Origin of the sequence: Spirillospora sp. NPDC052242 (assembly GCF_040679555.1) — a bacterium.
In the GTDB taxonomy this organism is placed as follows: domain Bacteria; phylum Actinomycetota; class Actinomycetes; order Streptosporangiales; family Streptosporangiaceae; genus Spirillospora.
The window spans coordinates 113902-132551 of record NZ_JBFAUZ010000008.1; the positions used below are offsets into that span (position 1 = coordinate 113902).

Consider the following 18650-nt stretch of genomic DNA (forward strand, 5'->3'; position numbering starts at 1 on the left):
GGCGATTCCGGGCACCTCGGGCCTCTGTGCGGGCCCCTGTGGGGGCCTCTGTGCGGGCGTCCGGACGGGCCCTCGACGAGGCGGCGCGGCGGTGCGGAAGCGGCCCCGAACGTAGATCGGGCGACCGCCCTCGGGGGGCGGTCGCCCGATCTCGGAACGCGTCCTCAGGTCAGGAGATGACCTGCAGCTTCCGGGCCAGCCACTCGCCGTCCTTCTCGACCATGATCATCCGAATCCGCAGCGGCTCCGGCAGCCGCGGCTCGGTGTCCTTGTTCGTCGCCGACGCGCGGTTCGCGTACACCAGCACGACGACCTCGTCCGGCTTCGCGCTCACCGCGCCGGCCTTGAGGACCGTCGTCGTGGACACGGCCTGCTGCTGCGTCGCCTGTGTCCGCAGCTGGGCCGCGAGCGTGTCGAACTCCTTGCGCAGGTCGCCCGTCGTGGTCGCGGACGCCGACTTCAGGTCGGTCTCCAGCGTCCGGTAGTCGTAGGACGACAGCGCCTTGGCGGAGTTCGACGCGGCGGCGACGGCGTCGCGGCGGGCGTCGGCGGTCGCCTGCTGCTCGCGGACCTTCAGCCCGAGGAACACCGCGCCGGCGGCCAGCGCGACCGCCACGACGGACAGGACGCCGATCACGACGGCGGGAGAGCCGCGCCGCCCGGACGGGCGGGCGGGCTCGTCGTCGTCCGACGCGTCGGCGCCCGACTTCGCGGTCTCCGCGTCGTCCGCGCCCTCCGCGTCGTCCTCGGACTCTTCCTCGTCGTCCTCGTCGTCCTCGTCTTCGTCGTCTTCGAAGTCGTCCTCGTCGGCGAGGTCGTCGTCCTCGAGGTCGTCCTCGTCGTCGATCCGGTCGCCGTCGGTCTCCTCGTCGGTCTCGTCGTCGACGGCGGCGGCGGAAACGGCCGTGGGAGCCGCTGAGTCGCCCGCTGCGGCCTCGTCACCCTCGGGTGCGACTTCGGAGCCCTTCCGCCCCTTCCGCTTCTTCTCGAGCGATGTGGCGGCCTCACCGGACTCCTCCGGGGCGTCCGCGTCGTCGTCCGTCCCGGCCTCGGCGGAGGCGGCGTCGGCGGCGATCTGCGCGAGCCGCGCGGCCTCCTTGGCGCGGGCGGCCGCCTCCTCGGCGAGCCGGGCCGCCTCGGCGGCCTCCTCGGCCTTGGCGGCCCGCTCGGCCGCCCGGCGCGCCTTCTCTTCCGCCGTGTCGGCCTTCGCGGCCGCCTCTTCCCGGGTGAGGCCCTCTTCTGGGTCCTTCTCCAGGACGCCCTTGCCGCCCTTACGGCCCTTGCCGGGCTTTTCTGTGGAGGAGCGCTTGCCCCGGCCGAGCACTGTCACGGGACCATCTCCAGTTGGGAAACGAGCCAACGGTCATCGACCTTGGTCATCTGCATCAGGTACCGGTAGGCGCGCGTGACGCCGTTCTTGACCTTCTCGTTGGTGACCGTGCCGTTGAGGGAGACCATCACTTCGGCCGAGTCCCCGTCGATGGAGACGACCGCGGCCTCCACGTCGGTCACCGTCGACTGGGCCTTGGTCTTGTTCAGCTGGTCCAGGAAGACCTTGGACTGGGAGCTGAGCTCGTCCTTCAGGTCGCCGGTCGAGCCGGACACGATCCGGTCGAGGTCCTGCTGGGCGGTCTTGCTGTCCAGGGTCAGCAGGTTGACGCCCATCTGCCGCGCGGACTGCCGCGCCTGGGCCCAGTCGTCGGCGTCGCCGCCGTTCTGCCAGGCGCGGAAGCCGAGCCAGCCGGTGCCGGCGAGCAGGCCGGCGACGGCCACGCTCAGCACCACGACCAGCGTGCGGGACCCTTTCCCCCCGAGGCGGCTCATCGGGCCGGCCTCACTGGCTCAGAGGTCCGAGCAGGAGCCACTTCCACGATGAATCCTCTCCCAACTCCCGCGAACCTGCGGTGCGGGACATGACGTATCGCTTGCCGTCGGCGCCGTAGACCGCGCCGGTCGAAGGATCGTATCCAGCGAATTTCACCGAATCGGCCGGATATGACATGTAGAGCCGGCCGTTCGCCAGCATCGCGCCGCCGGACGACTCCGCGGCCTTCCCGGTCGCGTCCGACTTCGTGCCGGCGCCGCCGTCCGCGCCCGCGACGGACGCGGCGTCCGAACCGGAACCGCCGTCCGAGCCGGACGCGCCGCCGACCGGGAACCCGGCGCCCTCGGTGGCGCCCTCGGGCAGCTTCGGCGCGGGCACGAGGGCCTCGGTCGGGAAGTTGCGGGCGCCGCGGACGGCCTTCTCGGAGTCGTGCGGTTCGGCGCAGCCGACGTCCAGCCTGGGCTCCTTGTGCGCGGTGTCCTGCGGCCACCGCTGGTCGGTCTTCTCGTAACCCTTGGTGCAGTTGGGCGGCGAGTTGATGTTCAGCACGAGGCCCATGTGCTGGGTGCCGTCACCGGGCATGACGGTGGGCAGACCCGCGACGGTCACCGGGTAAAGGATGAACAGCGACCGCAGGCCCGCCTGGCGTTGCGTGATGATCTGCCCGGTGGTGGTGAGGTTCGCCAGGAGCACCGGCAGCGTCGGGGACAGCTGGTTGATGGCCTGGTGGGTCTGGCTCACCGCGCCGGGCGCGGCGTCGATCGTCCGCCGCAGCGCCTTGTCGTCGTTGCGGATGGACGTGCTCAGCTCGTTCAGGTTCCGGGCGAAGCCCCGGATGTTCGCGCCCTGGCTCCGCTGGGTGTCCAGGACGGTCAGGCTGTTGTCGAGGAGCTTCTTGGTGTCCGGGTACGCCTCGTCGGCGGTGTCCAGGATCCGGTCGGTGTCGTCGAGGATCTGCTGGAGGTCCTCGGCGGTGCCGGTGAACGCCTTGTTCAGCTCGTCGATGACGATGCCGAGGTCCTCGGTGTTCACCGAGGTGACGAGGGCGTCGACGTTCTGCAGGAGCTCCGCCGTGGAGACCGGCAGCTTCGTGCGCTCCTTGGGGATCGTATAGGGGTCGCCCTCGTCGAGGTACGGGCCGTTCTTCCCGGACGGCACCAGGTCGATGTACTGCTCGCCGACGGCGGAGCGGTTCGCGACGACGGCCGTGAGGCCCTCCCGCGGGATCCGCTCGCCGCGCTCCAGCTCCAGTTCGACCTTGATGCCGGAGTCTGTCAGCCGGATCGGGCCGACCCGGCCGACGGGCACGCCGCGGTAGGTGACCTCGGCGTTGCTGAAGATGCCGCCGGAGTCGGTGAGGTCGACGTAGGCGGTGTACTGCCGGCCGAGCATCTCGCGGCCGAAGCCGATGTAGTTCACCGACACGACCGTCACGCCGATGATCGTGATGAGCAGGAAGGCGATCAGCTGGATCTTGACGCCGCGCTTGAGGATCACGAGAGGCCCCCCGTCATCAGGGTCGACAGACCGCTCTGCCGCTGACCGAACGCCCCGGGGCGGTTCTCACCGCCGCCGAAGAGGTCCCAGAAATCCCCGCCGTCCTTCTTCTCGCCCCCGGTCCCGGGAGTCTGCTCCCCGGTGGGCGTCTTGGACGGCGCCGGCGTCGGGGTCGTGCCGCCGGGGGCGTTCGTGCCCCCGCCGCCGGGCTTCTGCCGCGCCCCGCCGCCCGCCGCACCGGCGGCGCCGTCCGGCGGGAGGACGCCCAGCGGCGCGTCCGGCAGCGTCAGGTTCGGCACCTGGATCATCTTGCGCATGTCCTGCCCGCTGCCGAGCATGCCCTCGAGGTCGGTGCCGCCCAGGAGGTTCTGCGCCAGGGACTCGAAGTCCAGGTCGACGGTGAGGTGGACGTTGCCGTAGTCGCCTTCGATGACGTTCTCGAACGTCGTCGGGAACGGGTAGGTGATCAGCATCTCCAGCGCGTTCGGCAGGTCGGAGCCCGCCTTGTTCAGGTTCTGGAGGACCGTGTCGAGGTTTTTCAGGTTGACGAGCAGGTCGTCGTGCGACTGGTTGATCACGTTCGTGGTGGTGCGGCTGAGCTTGTCCAGCGCGACGAGCATCTCGGTGAGGTCCTCGCGGTTCTGCTCCAGCACCGCGATCGCCGGACCGGTCTCGTCGATCGTGTCCTGGATCGTCTGCCGCTCGTCCGACAGCTTCGCCGTGAGCCGGTCGAGGCTGTCGAGCGCCCGGGTGATGGCGTCCCGGTTCTGGTCGAGGGTGCCGACGAACACGTTCACCCGGTCCAGCACCGACTTGATCGTCGCCTCGCGGCCGCCCATCGCGGCCTGCAGCTCGTGGCTGATCGTCGAGACCTGCTCCAGGCCGCCGCCGTTCAGCAGCAGCGACATCGCCGACAGCACCTGCTCGATCTCGGTGCCGTGCGTGGTGCGGGCCAGCGGGATCACGTCGCCCGCGCCGAGCCGGCCGCGCGGCGGCTCGTTCGCCGGGGGCGACAGGTCCACGAACTTCTCGCCCAGCAGGCTCGTCTGGGAGATCCGCGCGCTCGCGTTGTCGGGCAGCTCGACGTCCTTGCGGACCGCGACCGTGACGACCGCGCGCCAGCCGCCCTCGCCGCCGGCCAGCTCGATCTCCTCGACCTGGCCGACCGACACGTCGTTGACCTTGACCACCGACTGCGGGACGAGGTCCAGCACGTTCGAGAACTCGATCTTGAACGTCCGCGGGTCGTCGCCGAGGTCGGGGCCGCCGGGCAGCGGCAGCGACGCCACGCCGTCGAACGAGCAGCCCGACAGCGCCGTCACGCCGGCCAGCGCCGCCGCGCCGAGCAGCCGCGCCCGGCGCCGCGCGCCCCGCACGGGCCGTGTCCTGCTCATCGGCCACCTCCAGGCAGCAGTGCGGAGAGTCCCTGCGGCCCGTGGGCCGTGTTCCCCTGGGCGCCGCCCTGCGCGCCCGTCCGCGTCTGGTTCGGCTGCGCGTTCGGCTGCGCGTTCGGCTGCGCGTTCGTCCGGGCGCCGCCCCGGTTCGGGTTCTCGGGGTCGTTCGGGCCGTAGGCGTCCGGCGGGATCGGGACCGGGTCGTAGTGCGTGGTCAGCGCCGTGATCCACGACAGGTCCAGGTGGAGGCCGCCCAGCGCCTGACCGATGCCGTTGTAGGGCTCGACGAAGTCGAGGCACTGGTCGGCGGGCGTCCCCACCGAGTACGCCAGCGAGCACACCCAGTCGGCCAGGTTGTTGAACTGCCGCAGGTCGGCCCGGTTGTGGATGGTGCCGCTGATCGGGTCGTAGGCGCGGGCCAGGTTGTTGATGGCGAGCGGGCCAGCCGTGAGGATCTCGGCCAGCGCCTCCTTCTCCTTCACCAGGACGCCGGTGATCTGCGCGAGCTGCTCGACGTTGTCGGACAGCTGCCCGCGGTTCTCCTTCACGAACGTCTCGACGTTCCGCAGCGTCGGGCCCAGCGTGTTCAGCGCCGCGCTCAGCTCCTCCTTCTCCTGGGCGAGCTGCCCGGAGACCGAGTTGAGCCGGGTCGTGAACGACTTGATCTGCTGGTCGTTCTCCTTCATCGCGTCGGTGATGATCCGCAGGTTCTCGATCGTCTTCGCGACGTCCTCGCGGTCGGTGCTCAGCGTGCTGAGCATGTCCGACGTGTTCTTGATCGTCTCGTTGATGTCGTCGCCCTGGCCCTGCAGGTTCTCGGCGCCGACCCGCAGCAGCCGCGACAGCGAGCCCTCGCCCGTCGCGCCCGGCGCGTTGGCGCCCTGCGGGCCGAGCGCCTCGCTCAGCTCGTTCAGGCTGCCGCTGATCGAGTCGATCTCCACGGGGACGGCCGTCCGGCTGGTCGTCAGCGTCGCGCCGTCCTTCATCACCGGCCCGTTCTTGTAGGCGGGCGTGAGCTGGACGTACCGGTCGGCGACCAGCGTCTGGTTGACGATGACGGCCTGCGCGTTCGCCGGGATCTTGTACTTGGCGTCGTACTTCAGCTTCACCCGGACCGAGTCGCCGACCGGGTCGACGCTCGTCACCTCCCCGACCTTGATGCCGAGGATGCGGACGTCCGCGCCCGCGTAGAGGCCGACGGTCTTGGTGAAGTACGCGGTCATGTGCCGCTGCTTCGGCTCCTGCAACAGCAGGACGAGCGCGGCGACCAGCACCGCGACGGCGAGTATCACGCCGCCGAGGCGGAGAATCGTTGCCGAGTTTCGCACTACCGGTACCTGCCTGCTGTCACGGGAGGAAGGGAAGCGGGCTGTCGCCCTGGTTCTGGCCGTTCTGGCCCTGCCTGGTCTGGTTCTGGCCGTTCTGGGCGCCGTGCGGGGCGGCGCCGTGGCCGCCCTGCCCCTTCGTCCCGGCGTTCGAGTCGTCGATGGACGCCGGGATCGGGATGAGGTTCTGCAGGTAGGCGTCGAACCAGCGGCCGGTGCCGGTGACGTCCGCGAACTGGCGGGCGAACGGGCCGAACAGCTGCAGGATCCGGTCCAGGTTCTGCTGGTTCTTCAGCAGCACCTGGTTGACCTGCTCCAGGTTGTCCAGCATCGGCTTGAGCTGCGCCTCGTTCTCCCGGATCAGCGCGTTGACCTGCTGCGACAGCTGGACGGTGTTCACCAGCAGCCGGTGGATGACCTCGCGCCGCGCCTGGACGGCCGCCAGCAGCCGGTCGCCGTCCTGCACGAGCTTCTCGAAGTCCTCGTTGCGGTCCGCGAGCAGCCCCGACACGCTGCGGGCCTTGTCGGCCAGCTCGTGCAGCTCGTCGTCGCGGGACGCGATGGTGTCCGACAGCCGCCGCAGGCCCTGCAGCGACGCCCGCACCTCGTCCGGCGAGTTCGCGAACGTCGTCGACAGCACGTCGAACGACTTTGCGACTTGCTGCACGTCGATCTGCCCGACCCGCTCGCCCAGCTCGCTGATCGCCGGGACGACCTCGAACGGCGTGTGCGTCCGCTCCAGCGGGATGTGCGACTTCATCGGCCGCGACCCGTTCGGCGACAGCCCGAGGTAGTGCGCGCCCAGCAGCGTCTTGATCTTGATGCTGGCCTCGGTGCGGTCGCCCAGCCGCACGCCGTCGTCCACCCGGAACGTGACCTTCACCTTGTCGCCGTCGAGCTCGACCGCGCGGACCTCGCCGACCTTGACGCCCGCGATGCGGACCTCCTCGTCCGGCTCCAGCCCGGCGGCCTCCCTGAACGACGCCGTGTAGGTCGTCCCGCCGGCGACGAACGGGATCCTCTCCAGGTTCATCACCACCAGCAGCGCGACGATGATGACCGCGAACGCGGAGAGGCCGATGGGGACCGGGTTTCGCTCCCGGAACGGGATCCTCATCTACTTGCACCTCGCGTTCTCGTTCACGATCGCCGGTGTCTGGTAGACCGGTCCGCCCGGCAGCCGCACCCGCGCGTCGAGACCGCAGACGTACATGTTGAACCAGGACCCGTAGGACGAGATGTTCAGCAGCTCCTCGAGCCGCCGCGGCGTCCGCTGCAACCCCTTGTCCAGGGTCGCGCTGTGGTCGTCGAGCGTCCCGGTGAGCTTGCGCAGCCCCGCGATGTCGTCCTTGATGTCGGGCCGGGCGTCCTGCAGCAGCCCCGCCGTCGCCGACTCCAGCCCGTTGATCGCCTCGACCGACTCGAAGATCGCCTCACGGTCGTGGGACAGCCCGCTGACGAAGCTCCGCAGGTCCACGACCATCTTGTTCACCTGGTCGTGCCGCGAGTCGATCGTGCCGAGCACCTCGTTGAGGTTCTCGATGACCCGGCCGATCACCGCGTCGCGGTCCGCGAGCGTGTTCGTCAGCGACGCCGTGTGCCGCAGCAGGCTGTTGATCGTCCCGCCCTCGCCCTGCAGCACCTTGATGATCTGCATCGCGAGGGTGTTGACGTCCTTCGGCTCCAGCGCCCGGAACAGCGGCCGGAACCCGTTGAACAGGACGGTCAGGTCCAGCGCCGGCTTCGTCTGCGCCAGCGGGATCGTGTCGCCCGGGTCGAGGTACTGGTTCGGCTGCCCGGCCCCGTCGGTCAGCGCGAGGTACCGCTGCCCCATCAGGTTCCGGTACCGGATGTGCGCCTGGGTGGACTTCGGCAGCCCCGCCCGGAACACCCCGTCGCTGTCGACGCTGAACGTCACCAGCGCCTGCGTGCCCTTGTGCAGCTCGATGTCCTCGATCTGCCCGACGCGCACGCCCGCGACGCGCACGTCGTCGTTCTCCAGCAGCCCGGTGACGTCCGAGAACACCGCCTTGTACGTCTCGGACGGACCGAACCGCAGGTTCGAGATCGTCATCGCCAGCACGCCCGTGGTCAGCGAGGTGAGGACCACGAAGATCCCCAGCTTGACCGCCGCGCCCGTCGTCTTCACTCGACCGTCACCACCGATCCCTGCAGCAGCGGCCCGAACATCAGCGCCGACATGTCCGACAGCTCGTCGGACGGCGTCCGCGTCAGCGGCGCGACGATGTTCTTGATCGTCTCGTTCTCGTCACCCGCGCCCGGCTCCACGAACACGTTCGACACCGCGCGGCCCCGGTTCCCCGCCGCGCCGGCGTTCGCCGGGTCGGGGTTCTTCCACCACAGGTCGTCCTGCGTGCCGTCCAGCGCCAGGTAGTCCGGGAAGGGGACCTTCGAGTTCGGGATCCCGTAGCAGCGCGGGTTCCGGTGGTCCCGGGCCTCCGGCTTGTCCAGCGGGTACTTGTACGGCGGGCGCGGCTTCACGATCTCGATCGTCAGGTTGTAGGTCTTGGACCCACCGCCGCCGCCGACCCGCTCCAGCTCCGGCTTGGCCTCCATCAGGCCCTCCAGGACGCACGGCAGCGTCGGCGAGTACTTCGCGACGATCTGCAGCACGTCCCGGTTCGCGATGTTCACCCCGATGATCTTCGGGCCGTTCTGCCGCATGAACGTGTTCCCGTCCTCCGACAGCGCCGTCACCGCGGGGATGAGCCCCTCGATCGTCCGCTCCTTGTCGGTGATCGTCCGGCTCGTCACGTTCAGGTTCCGGAGGGTCTGCAGCAGGTCGGGCGCCGCGGCGTTGTAGACGTCCGCGACGTCCGCGAGGCCGTGCAGGTCCTTCACCAGCGTGCCCAGCTCCGGGTTGATCTTCTGCAGCAGCGCGTCGGCCTGCTCCAGGTTCTCGCCGAGCTGGTCGCCGCGGCCCTGCAGCGCCGTCGCCAGCGCGTTCAGCGTCGTGTTCAGCTCCGCCGGCTTCACCGCCTGCAGCAGCGGCAGCAGGTCGTCCAGCAGCCGGTTGACCTCGACCGCCGCGCGCGACCGGTCCTGCTGGATCGTCATGCCGTCCGTCAGGCCGGCCGGCCCCGCCTGCGCGGGGATCTCCAGCGACACGTACTTCTCGCCGAACAGCGTCTTCGGCAGCATCCGCGCCTGGACGTTCCGCGGGATCAGCTCCGCCTTGTCCGGGTCCAGCGCCAGGTGCAGGATCGCGCCGTCGTCGGTCACCTCGGTGTCGCGCACCTCGCCGACGATCAGGCCCCGCACCTTGACGTCCGAGTGCGGCAGCAGCTGCAGCCCCACCCGCTCGGCGGCGACCTTCACGTTCACCACCGGCCGGAACGCCTTGTTGTAGAACGCCACCGTCAACGCCAGCGCGAGGACGATCACCGCGACCATCGTCACGCCCAGCAGGCGCAGCCGCATCCGTTCGCTCATCGCGCCCTCACCCCGCGATCCGCACCGACGTGTCGGTGCCCCAGATCGCCATGCCGAGCATCAGGTCCGCCACGTTGATCACGACGAGGCTCGTCCGCACCGCGCGGCCCACCGCGACGCCCACGCCGGCGGGCCCGCCGCTGGCGTTGTAGCCGTAGTAGCAGTGGATCAGCATCACCAGGACGGAGAAGACGATCACCTTGCCGAACGACCACAGGATGTCGTTCGGTGGCAGGAACAGGTTGAAGTAGTGGTCGTAGGTGCCGGTCGACTGCCCGTAGAACGTCGTCACGACGATCCGGGTCGCGCCGTACGACGCCAGCAGACCCACGATGTACAGCGGGATCACCGCGATCATCCCGGCGATCATCCGCGTCGTCACCAGGAACGGCATCGACGGGACGGCCATGACCTCCAGCGCGTCGATCTCGTCGGAGATCCGCATCGCGCCGAGCTGCGCGGTGAACCCGCACCCGACCGTCGCCGACAGCGCCAGCGCCGACACCAGCGGCGCGATCTCGCGGGTGTTGAAGTACGACGCGACGAACCCGGTGAACGCGGCCGTCCCGATCTGGTCCAGCGACTCGAAGCCCTGCAGGCCGACCTGGCTGCCGGTGAAGAACGTCATGAAGCCGACGATCACCACCGAGCCGCCGATCACCGCGAGCCCGCCGGTGCCGAGGCTCACCTCGGCCAGCAGCCGCATCACCTCGGTGCGGTACCGGCGCAGCGCCCGGAACGTCCACGCGAACGCCCGCAGGTAGAACGACAGCTGGTGCCCGAAGTCGTCCAGTCGCTGGAGCGGCGCGTTAACCGCACGGGAGACGGCCTTCCCCGTCTTGCCTGGGGCCGCCATCTACATGCCCTTCGACGGAACGAACTGGAAGTACAGCGTGGAGATCAGGAAGTTCTCCACGAACAGGAGCATGAAGGTGATGACCACGGTCTGGTTGACCGCGTCCCCCACGCCCTTCGGGCCTCCCTTTGCGTTCAGCCCCTTATAGGCCGCGACGAGGCCGGCGGTGATGCCGAAGACGAACGCCTTGAACTCCGCCTGTAGCAGGTCCGGGAGTTGCGCAATGGCGTTGAACGACGCCAGGTACGCGCCGGGCGTCCCGTCCTGGAGCATGACGTTGAAGACGTAGCCGCCCATCAGGCCGACCACCGACACCAGGCCGTTCAGGAACAGCGCCACGAACGCGCACGCCAGCATCCGCGGGACGACCAGGCGGTGCAGGGGATTGATCCCCAGCACCTCCATGGCGTCGATCTCCTCGCGGATCTTCCGGGACCCGAGGTCGGCGCACATCGCCGACCCCGCCGCGCCCGCGATCAGCAGCGACGTCACCAGCGGGCTCGCCTCGCGGACGATCGCCACGACCGCCGTCGCGCCCGTGTAGGACTGCGCGCCGAGCTGCCGGATCAGCCCGCCGACCTGCAACGACAGCACGCCGCCGAACGGGATCGCGACCAGCATCGTCGGGACGACCGTGACGCTGACGATGAACCAGGCCTGCTGGATGAACTCGCGCCACTGGAACGGCCACTGGAACATCGCGCGGCCCGTGTCCAGGCACAGGGCGAAGAACCGCCCCGGTTCCCGGACCACGACGTTCGTCGCGCCGTCGCCGATCTTGCGCAGCGACACACGGGACGACGTGCTCTTCTCACCGCCCTGGTCCGCGCCGATACCAGGAGAGGACATCAGTACTTCGCACCCGCCCCGTACTGCCCCGGCGGCGGGCCACCCGGGAACTGGCCGGGCGCCGCGGCCGGACCGCCGGCCGTCGCCGCCGACGCCACGTACCGCGGCCACTCCTCGACCCAGTTGCGGCCCAGGTCGTCGATGAACGAACCGGGCGGCGGGACGACGCCGTGCGCGGCGCACCACGCGCCGGGCGCGTGCTGGCCCGCGCGCACCAGACCGTTCGTCGGCATCTGCTGCGGCGGGATCGGCGGCAGCTTGCCCGGGTCGTGGCCCATCTTCGCCTCGGCCTCGAGTTCGGAGGCGTCCTTCTCCTCCGACATGCCGATCGGGCCGATCTTGCTCGCGTTGAGGAACTGCCGGACGACCGGCTCCTCGCTCGACAGCAGCATCTCCCGCGGCCCGAACATCGCCAGGTTCCGCTGGTACAGCAGGCCGATGTTGTCCGGGACGGTCCGGGCGGTGTTGATGTCGTGGGTGACGATCAGGAACGTCGCGTTGATCTGCGCGTTGAGGTCGATGAACACCTGGTTGAGGAACGCGGTCCGCACCGGGTCGAGGCCGGAGTCCGGCTCGTCCACCAGCAGGATCTCGGGGTCCAGCACCAGCGCGCGGGCCAGGCCGGCGCGCTTCTTCATACCGCCGGAGATCTCGCCGGGCAGTTTGTACTCGGCGCCGAGCAGACCCACCAGTTCCATCTTCTCGAGGACGATTCGCTTGACCTCGGATTCGGACTTCTTGGTGTGCTCGCGCAGCGGGAACGCGATGTTGTCGAACAGGTTCATCGAGCCGAAGAGGGCGCCGTCCTGGAACAGGACGCCGAACAGCTTCCGCGTCTCGTACAGCTGCGACTCGGGCAGGTTGGGCAGGTCCCGGTCGCCGATCCAGATGTGCCCGCGGTCCGGCTTGAGCAGCCCGACGAGCGACTTCAGGAAGACCGACTTGCCGGTGCCGGACGGGCCCAGGAGAACGGAGATCTCCCCTGCGGGAATGGTCAGCGACACGTCCTGCCAGATCACCTGGCGGCCGAAGGACTTGGTCAGGCCCTCAACTCTGATCTCGACGCCCACTCGTCACCTTTCGTCCAGGCCGGGGGGAATCCCGAACCAATGAGCGAGTAGTACTCAGGCTGTCTTACGGGGGTTCTGTCGTCACACCGCGTGCCCGTCCCCTTGCTACCGTCCGGTAGCCGTGACGGGTGCCACTACCGTAGCGACCTCCCGGGCAAATGGAAGAGGTACCGGACCAGATCAGCGGCTAAATGCGACGTCGTAAGACAATCGTTACTTACGGCGCCTATGAGACTAGTGGTCCAAGAACCGGCTCCTCAAGCCGGGGGGTCACGGCCCCGGCCGTCCGCTGTTGCCCGACGGGCGGCCGTTACGGGAGCGGCCCGGTGGGGCCACAGCACCAGAAAGGGACGCTACGCCCCGGTCTGTGACCCGCACAACCCGCCCCGGCACACGGTTTGAACCGGACCTTTATCACCTCGGGACAGAAAAGCGGGCCCTCTGACCAGCACGGTTGCGCAGCCACCGACAACGCGGGCCCTCCCCCGCCTCCTGACGGCCGCTCTTCGTTCACGCGCGCGGCGCGCTCGCCCGTCCGCGCCCGTGCGGGATGCCCGGAGCGGGAGGAAACGTCCGAAGTCGGACATGCGGGAAGGCGGCCACCCGAACGGGTGACCGCCTTCCGTGACGCGGTGGAGCCGAGCCGCACGGCTCCGGTGCGTGGAGTCCTGCGGACCGTCTTGCCGTCACGACCCCTTGAAGGGCCGAGCAGCGAACTTACTTGACGGTGACCGAGGCGCCCGCCTTCTCCAGGGCCTCCTTGGCCTTGTCGGCGGTCTCCTTGTTGACCTTCTCCAGCAGCGGCTTCGGCGCGCCGTCGACCAGGTCCTTGGCCTCCTTCAGGCCGAGGCTGGTGAGCGCGCGCACCTCCTTGATGACCTGGATCTTCTTGTCGCCGGCACCCTCGAGGATGACGTCGAACTCGTCCTGGACCGGGGCCTCCTCGCCGCCGGCGGCCGGGGCGCCCGGGGCGGCCGCGACGGCGGCGACCGGCGCGGCGGCCTTGACGTCGAAGGTGGTCTCGAACTCCTTGACGAACTCGGAGAGCTCGAGAAGGGTCATCTCCTTGAAGACGTCGAGCAGCTCTTCGGTGCTGAGCTTCGCCATGATGTTTCCTCCGCTATGGCTTCAAAACTGGGGTGTACGGAACCGCGGGTGCCTATTCGGCGGACGCTTCGGCGGGCGCGCTCTCGCCCTCGCCCTCGCGCTTGGCGCGCAGCGCCTCGGCGAGCTGGGCCGCCTGCGTCGGCAGGGCGTTGAAGAGGCCCGCGGCGTTCGCCATGGAGCCCTTCATCGCGCCGGCCAGCTTCGCGAGGAGCACCTCGCGAGACTCCAGGTCGGCCAGCTTGGTGACCTGCGCGGCGTCCATCGACTGACCGTCGATGTAGCCGCCCTTGATCACCAGCGCCGGGTTCGCCTTGGCGAAGTCGCGCAGGCCCTTGGCGGCCTCGACCACGTCGCCCCGGACGAACGCGATGGCCGACGGGCCCTCGAGCAGCTCGCGGAACTGCTCGTCGACACCGGCCTCGTTCGCGGCGCGCTTGGTCAGCGTGTTCTTCACAACGCGAAAACGTGCGACCTCGCCGAGGTTGCCGCGCAGTTCGGTGACCTGCGCGACCGACAGCCCGCGGTACTCGGTCAGCACGGCGCCGTTCGAGCTCTCGAACTCGTTCTTGAGCTCGGCGATGGCCTCATCCTTGTGGTCCTTGGCCATGGCCCTCCTTCCGATTACCTTGGGGAAGCCGCCGGGGCGAAAAAGGTCTCGGAAAAGGGAACGCCCCGGCGCAGGCGCACGGGGCGTGGGCATGACGCGGAGGTCATGCGGAAGCTCTCGTCTCACCTACGCGGGCCGCCCGAATCTCTTCGGGTCCTTCGGCCGCCCGTGAGCGGGCGGCGACCGGCGGTCTTCGGCAGAGAACAGGGTACGCGGAGAACCGCCTCTAGACCAAATCGGCGCGTCCCGCAACGGCGAGGGGGGCCGCGCCCACCGGCGCGGCCCCCACGATCAGTGTCGGGTTCCGTCGTATCAGGTGCCGCCGAGGCCGCCGACCAGCCCCTGCATCATCTCCGCGATGTCGGTGACCTGGCTCGCGGGCGGCGCCGTGATCTGCACCGGCTTGCCGTAGTCGCGGTACGTCATCGTCATCGTCATCGCGCCCGCCGCGGACGACGGCGTCGACATCGCCATCTTCCGCGGGAGCTGCTGCCCGTCCACCCAGACGTCGAACTTCATCGACTCCATGCCGGACTGGGCGATGGCCGCGCGGGCCGCCTCCTGCTGGTCCGCGGGAAGCTCCGCGATCGCGTCGGCCATGTTGTACGTGCCGGAGTAGTGCGTCGTCTCGACGCCGTTCACGTTCTCCTTGCCGACCTCGCGGACGTCCTTGGACGCGGTCAGCTTCTTCATGTTCGCCACCGGGTCCATCTGCTGCGACTGCTGCAGCATCTGGTCGAGGTTCAGCCCGGCCGCGCGTCCGGCCTCCTCCAGCGAGACCTTGATCCACGGCTTGGCGGAGGCGCCGGGCAGCTCCGCCAGCATCGGCGCCTTGATGTACATGGTGCGGCCGACGAGGAGCTGCTCCATGCCGCCCATGGACTGGCCGCCGACGGACATCTCGGTGTACTTCATGCCGTACGCCAGCTCGGGCTTCAGCTGGTACTGCATGGTCCCGGCCGCCTTGAGGTTCCCGTCGGGGGCCTGCATGCTCATGTCGAAGTCGGCCTGGAAGCTGTCGATCTGGCCGGTCTTCTCGGCGCTCTTGCCGAGCACCTGCGCGGCGCTCAGCTTCAGGTTCTCGCCCGCCTGGCTCACCTTGTCGCCGGCATCGCCGAGACAGCCGGTGAGCGAGAGGGTCAGGCTGGTGACCAACGCGGTCCCCACGGCGAACCGACGGATCATCTTCACGGTCTCCTCGCGTCCTTGAAGAGCGGCCCGGCCTGGGGCCGGACCGCTCTTTATCTCGTCCTTATGACGCCGGAGACCCCCGCCAAGTTCGCCTCGAACTGGGAATTTCCGTCAGGAAACGGTCAGTTGCCGCCGAGGAGCGACTCCAGGGAGAGCGTCCCGACCTGGTCGGCCGGCGGCGGGTTCACCGACACCGACTCCCCGTACTCGCTGTAGACGACGGTCACCTTGCCCCCGTGCCCCTGGTCGCCCTTGACGTTCGTCTCGAGCTTGCGCGGCAGGTTCTCGCCGTCGGTCCACAGGTCGAACTCGATCGTCGCGTCGGCGTCCTCCGGCATGTACCGCTTCACCTCCTCGCGCGTCTGCGCGTCGAGGCGGCTGAGCGCGTCCTGGACGGTGACGGTGCCCGCGTAGTGCGTCGTCTCGACGCCGTTGACCTCCTCGGTGCCGACGCGGCGGACGTCCTCGGAGCCGGTGAGCATCTTCGTCTGCTCGGCCGGGTTCACCTTGCGCACCTGGTCGATGAGCTGCCGGACGTCGAATCCGCTCTGCCGCGCGACCTGGTTCACGTCGATCTTCACCCACGGCTTGCCGTCGGCGACGAACCGGGCGAGCTGCGGAACCTTCGCGTACAGCACGTCACCGGTGTAGACGGCGCGCCCCTGGAGGCCCGGGATCGCCGACCCGCCGCGCGTCGCCTCGTCCAGCTCGGCGGAGAACTTCAGCGTCGGCCGCAGCTGGAACTGCCCGTTGGCGCGGATCTCTCCGCCGCCGTTCTCCCCGGTCGTGACGGTCAGGTCGGCCTGGAACGTGTCGGCCTTGCTCGTCTCCTTCGACGAGGCCAGCAGCGCCTCGTTCGCGCTGAGGTTCACGTTGGCCGCCGTGCCGCCCGACCCGTCCCCGCCGCAGCCGGACAGCAGGAGCACCGCCCCCATCGCGGTTCCGCCGGCGGCGACCATGAGTCGTCGGTTCATCGGTTCGAGCCTCCTTGATCGCCCTGCTCGTTTCCACCAGTCTGTAGGCGCGGCGGAAACGCGGCATCCCCCGATGGTACGAATGCTGGACGGACCGGTACGACCATGGGGGTAGCGGCCGGGATGACGAACGGGCTCCCGGGAACGCGCCGGCGCTACGGGCGGGACGTCAGCGGTACGAACCGAACGTCATCGACCCGGCCAGCGCACCGCCCGGGGCCTGCGCCTTCAGCCCGATCCACGTCGGACGCGCCTTGGCGTTCGCCCACAGGTCGACGCCGACCCCGGTCTCCGCCGGGACGACCTTGCCGATCTGCTCCGCCGCCTGCCGCGGCAGCAGCCCGTACAGGTCGCCCATCGCGCTTTCGGCGAGGAAGTGCGTCCGGCCCTGCGCATCCGGTCCCTCGGCGAACAGGCCGGGCAGGCTCGCCATCAGGTACGTGAACTGGCGCGGATCGGACTGCGTCTGCAGCTGCGTCAGCTGGGCCTGGGTCAGCTTGGACTGGGTCCACTGCTGCCCGTCGTACCCCTTGAGGACGCCGTCCCGCACGACGACCTTCTCGGTCACCTCGGACGTCTGCCCGTCCTTCACCGTGGTGGTGACGCCCGTCGCGGTCAGCGCGAACTCCGGGTAGAGCGTGAACTCCGCGGTCTCCGCCGCGTGCGTGTAGTCGCCGCCCGTCCCGAACGTCAGCCTCACGTCGGTCTTGCGGACGAACGCGCGCAGATCGGGGCTCGGCTTCGGCTGCTCGTCGGGCAGCACGGCCTTCGCGGCCTCGCTCCCGCCGCCCGCCGCGGCCGTTCCGGCGCCGCCGGACGCGCCCGCGCCCGAACCGGCCCCGGCGCCCGCGCCGGAGCCCGTCCCGGTCCCGGGGACCGCGCCGCCGGAGGGGGTCAGCGTTCCCGTGCCGGGCCCCTCCCCGGCGGCCTCCCGGTCCGCCATGGCGGCGGCGGGCGGCATCGCCCCGGCGTCCGGCCCCGGGCCGCCGCCGGTCTTCACCACCGCCAGGACGACCGTGGGGACGACCGCCACGGCACCGAGCGCGGAAATCGCGATGATGCGGTCCGTTCTACGCTTCACGGACCCGATCTAACACCAGGTTCCCCGGCGGTAACAAAGGTCTTCGCATATCGGTTTGGCCATTTCCGGACCCGATATCCGGTAATCCCCGGTTTTTCGCCGGAAACGCCACAGGGCGCCCCCGTGCGGGGACGCCCTGTGATCAGGCCGAACGGATCAGGCGGTCTCGAGGTCCGCCGTCAGGTTGCGGACCGCGTTCGGGTCCACCGGGATGCTCGGGCCCATCGAGGTCGTCAGCGCGGCCTTCTTGACGTACCGGCCCTTGGCGGCCGACGGCTTGAGCCGCTGGATCTCCTCGATCGCCGCAGCGTAGTTCTCCACCAGCAGGCGCTCGTCGAAGGACGCCTTGCCGATGATGAAGTGCAGGTTCGAGTGCCGGTCGACCCGGAACTCGATCTTGCCGCCCTTGATGTCGGAGACGGCCTTGGCCACGTCCATGGTGACCGTGCCGGTCTTCGGGTTCGGCATCAGGCCGCGCGGACCGAGCACCCGGCCCAGCCGGCCGACCTTGCCCATCTGGTCCGGCGTCGCCACGACCGCGTCGAAGTCCAGGAAGCCGCCCTGAATCCGCTCGATCATGTCGTCGGAGCCGACGAAGTCGGCACCGGCCTCGCGGGCCTCGTCGGCCTTCGCGCCACCGGCGAAGACCAGCACGCGGGCGGTCTTACCGGTGCCGTGCGGCAGGTTGACGGTGCCGCGCACCATCTGGTCGGCCTTGCGGGGGTCGACGCCCAGCCGCAGGGCGACCTCGACGGTCGCGTCGAACTTGGTGACCGCGGTCTCCTTGGCGAGCTTCACGGCCTCGGCCGGCGTGTACAGCCGGTCGCGGTCGATCTTCTCCGCCGCGGCGCGGTAGCCCTTGCTGCGCTTCATGCTGTTCCTCCAGTGGAACCCGTGGTCACGGGCCGCGCCCGGCCCTCCCACGTGACGGACTTACTTGACCTCGATGCCCATGGACCGCGCGGTGCCCGCGACGATCTTCTCGGCGGCCTCGATGTCCTTGGCGTTGAGGTCGGGCATCTTGGTGTTGGCGATCTCGCGGATCTGGTCCGCGGTGACCGAGCCCACCTTGTTCTTGTGCGGCTCGCCGCTGCCCTTCTCGATGCCCGCGGCCTTCAGGATGAGCTGCGCGGCCGGCGGGGTCTTGGTGACGAAGGTGAACGAGCGGTCCTCGTAGATGGTGATCTCTACGGGGATGACGTTGCCGCGCTGGGCTTCCGTGGCAGCGTTGTACTGCTTGCAGAAGTCCATGATGTTGACGCCGTGCGGACCGAGAGCGGTACCGACCGGCGGGGCCGGGGTCGCGGCGCCAGCCTGCAGCTGGACCTTGACGACGGCGGCGACCTTCTTCTTGGGAGGCATGCCTCACCCCTTGCGTCCCATTTTCTGGTGGCTCCGACTCCCGGAGATCCGGGCAACAC

18 protein-coding genes are annotated in these 18650 nt (G+C 69.6%); all 18 read right to left on the reverse strand.

Annotation, left to right across the window (positions count from 1 at the left end; genetic code table 11):
* Window positions 1-169 precede the first annotated feature (169 nt).
* A complete protein-coding gene (locus AB0L25_RS08985) occupies window positions 170-1330 on the reverse strand; it encodes an Rv1363c family protein (protein ID WP_500170124.1) in 1161 nt (386 codons plus the stop codon).
* Complete coding sequence (locus tag AB0L25_RS08990; RefSeq protein WP_500170126.1) at window positions 1327-1824, reverse strand: Rv1363c family protein; 498 nt, start codon at window positions 1822-1824, stop codon at window positions 1327-1329. Before AB0L25_RS08990 ends, AB0L25_RS08985 begins: the two co-directional genes overlap by 4 nt.
* A 10-nt stretch (window positions 1825-1834) precedes the next feature.
* Window positions 1835-3322 carry an MCE family protein gene (locus AB0L25_RS08995; protein WP_500170128.1) on the reverse strand — a complete coding sequence of 496 codons (1488 nt, stop codon included), beginning with the start codon at window positions 3320-3322 and terminating at the stop codon, window positions 1835-1837.
* A complete protein-coding gene (locus AB0L25_RS09000) occupies window positions 3319-4716 on the reverse strand; it encodes an MCE family protein (protein ID WP_500170130.1) in 1398 nt (465 codons plus the stop codon). The genes AB0L25_RS08995 and AB0L25_RS09000 overlap by 4 nt, the downstream gene beginning before the upstream one ends.
* A complete protein-coding gene (locus AB0L25_RS09005) occupies window positions 4713-6044 on the reverse strand; it encodes an MCE family protein (RefSeq protein ID WP_500170132.1) in 1332 nt (443 codons plus the stop codon). Before AB0L25_RS09005 ends, AB0L25_RS09000 begins: the two co-directional genes overlap by 4 nt.
* A 19-nt stretch (window positions 6045-6063) precedes the next feature.
* Window positions 6064-7158, reverse strand: a complete 1095-nt coding sequence (locus tag AB0L25_RS09010) for an MCE family protein (protein WP_500170134.1) — start codon at window positions 7156-7158, stop codon at window positions 6064-6066.
* The gene (locus tag AB0L25_RS09015) at window positions 7159-8190 is read right to left on the reverse strand and encodes an MCE family protein (protein ID WP_500170136.1); all 1032 of its coding nucleotides are present in this window, start codon (window positions 8188-8190) and stop codon (window positions 7159-7161) included. It abuts the gene before it with no gap.
* Complete coding sequence (locus AB0L25_RS09020) at window positions 8187-9494, reverse strand: MCE family protein (RefSeq protein WP_500170138.1); 1308 nt, start codon at window positions 9492-9494, stop codon at window positions 8187-8189. The genes AB0L25_RS09015 and AB0L25_RS09020 overlap by 4 nt, the downstream gene beginning before the upstream one ends.
* A gap of 7 nt (window positions 9495-9501) precedes the next feature.
* Window positions 9502-10350 (reverse strand): MlaE family ABC transporter permease, encoded by an 849-nt coding sequence (locus AB0L25_RS09025; RefSeq protein ID WP_500170140.1) that lies wholly within the window; start codon window positions 10348-10350, stop codon window positions 9502-9504.
* Window positions 10351-11199: an MlaE family ABC transporter permease gene (locus AB0L25_RS09030; RefSeq protein ID WP_500170142.1), complete on the reverse strand. Its 849-nt coding sequence runs from the start codon at window positions 11197-11199 to the stop codon at window positions 10351-10353.
* The gene (locus tag AB0L25_RS09035; RefSeq protein WP_500170144.1) at window positions 11199-12269 is read right to left on the reverse strand and encodes an ABC transporter ATP-binding protein; all 1071 of its coding nucleotides are present in this window, start codon (window positions 12267-12269) and stop codon (window positions 11199-11201) included. The genes AB0L25_RS09030 and AB0L25_RS09035 overlap by 1 nt, the downstream gene beginning before the upstream one ends.
* A gap of 717 nt (window positions 12270-12986) precedes the next feature.
* Window positions 12987-13376, reverse strand: a complete 390-nt coding sequence (rplL, locus tag AB0L25_RS09040; RefSeq protein ID WP_500170146.1) for a 50S ribosomal protein L7/L12 — start codon at window positions 13374-13376, stop codon at window positions 12987-12989.
* Window positions 13377-13428: 52 nt separating this feature from the next.
* A complete protein-coding gene (gene rplJ / locus AB0L25_RS09045) occupies window positions 13429-13983 on the reverse strand; it encodes a 50S ribosomal protein L10 (RefSeq protein WP_500170148.1) in 555 nt (184 codons plus the stop codon).
* A 312-nt stretch (window positions 13984-14295) separates the two neighbouring features.
* Complete coding sequence (locus AB0L25_RS09050; RefSeq protein WP_500170290.1) at window positions 14296-15168, reverse strand: SCO4651 family lipoprotein; 873 nt, start codon at window positions 15166-15168, stop codon at window positions 14296-14298.
* A 128-nt stretch (window positions 15169-15296) separates the two neighbouring features.
* A complete protein-coding gene (locus AB0L25_RS09055) occupies window positions 15297-16148 on the reverse strand; it encodes an SCO4651 family lipoprotein (RefSeq protein WP_500170150.1) in 852 nt (283 codons plus the stop codon).
* A 169-nt stretch (window positions 16149-16317) separates the two neighbouring features.
* The gene (locus AB0L25_RS09060; protein WP_500170152.1) at window positions 16318-17229 is read right to left on the reverse strand and encodes a hypothetical protein; all 912 of its coding nucleotides are present in this window, start codon (window positions 17227-17229) and stop codon (window positions 16318-16320) included.
* A 156-nt stretch (window positions 17230-17385) separates the two neighbouring features.
* Window positions 17386-18102: a 50S ribosomal protein L1 gene (rplA, locus tag AB0L25_RS09065; RefSeq protein WP_500170154.1), complete on the reverse strand. Its 717-nt coding sequence runs from the start codon at window positions 18100-18102 to the stop codon at window positions 17386-17388.
* 60 nt (window positions 18103-18162) lie between these two features.
* Window positions 18163-18591, reverse strand: a complete 429-nt coding sequence (gene rplK / locus AB0L25_RS09070; protein WP_500170156.1) for a 50S ribosomal protein L11 — start codon at window positions 18589-18591, stop codon at window positions 18163-18165.
* Between the last annotated feature and the right edge of the window lie 59 nt (window positions 18592-18650).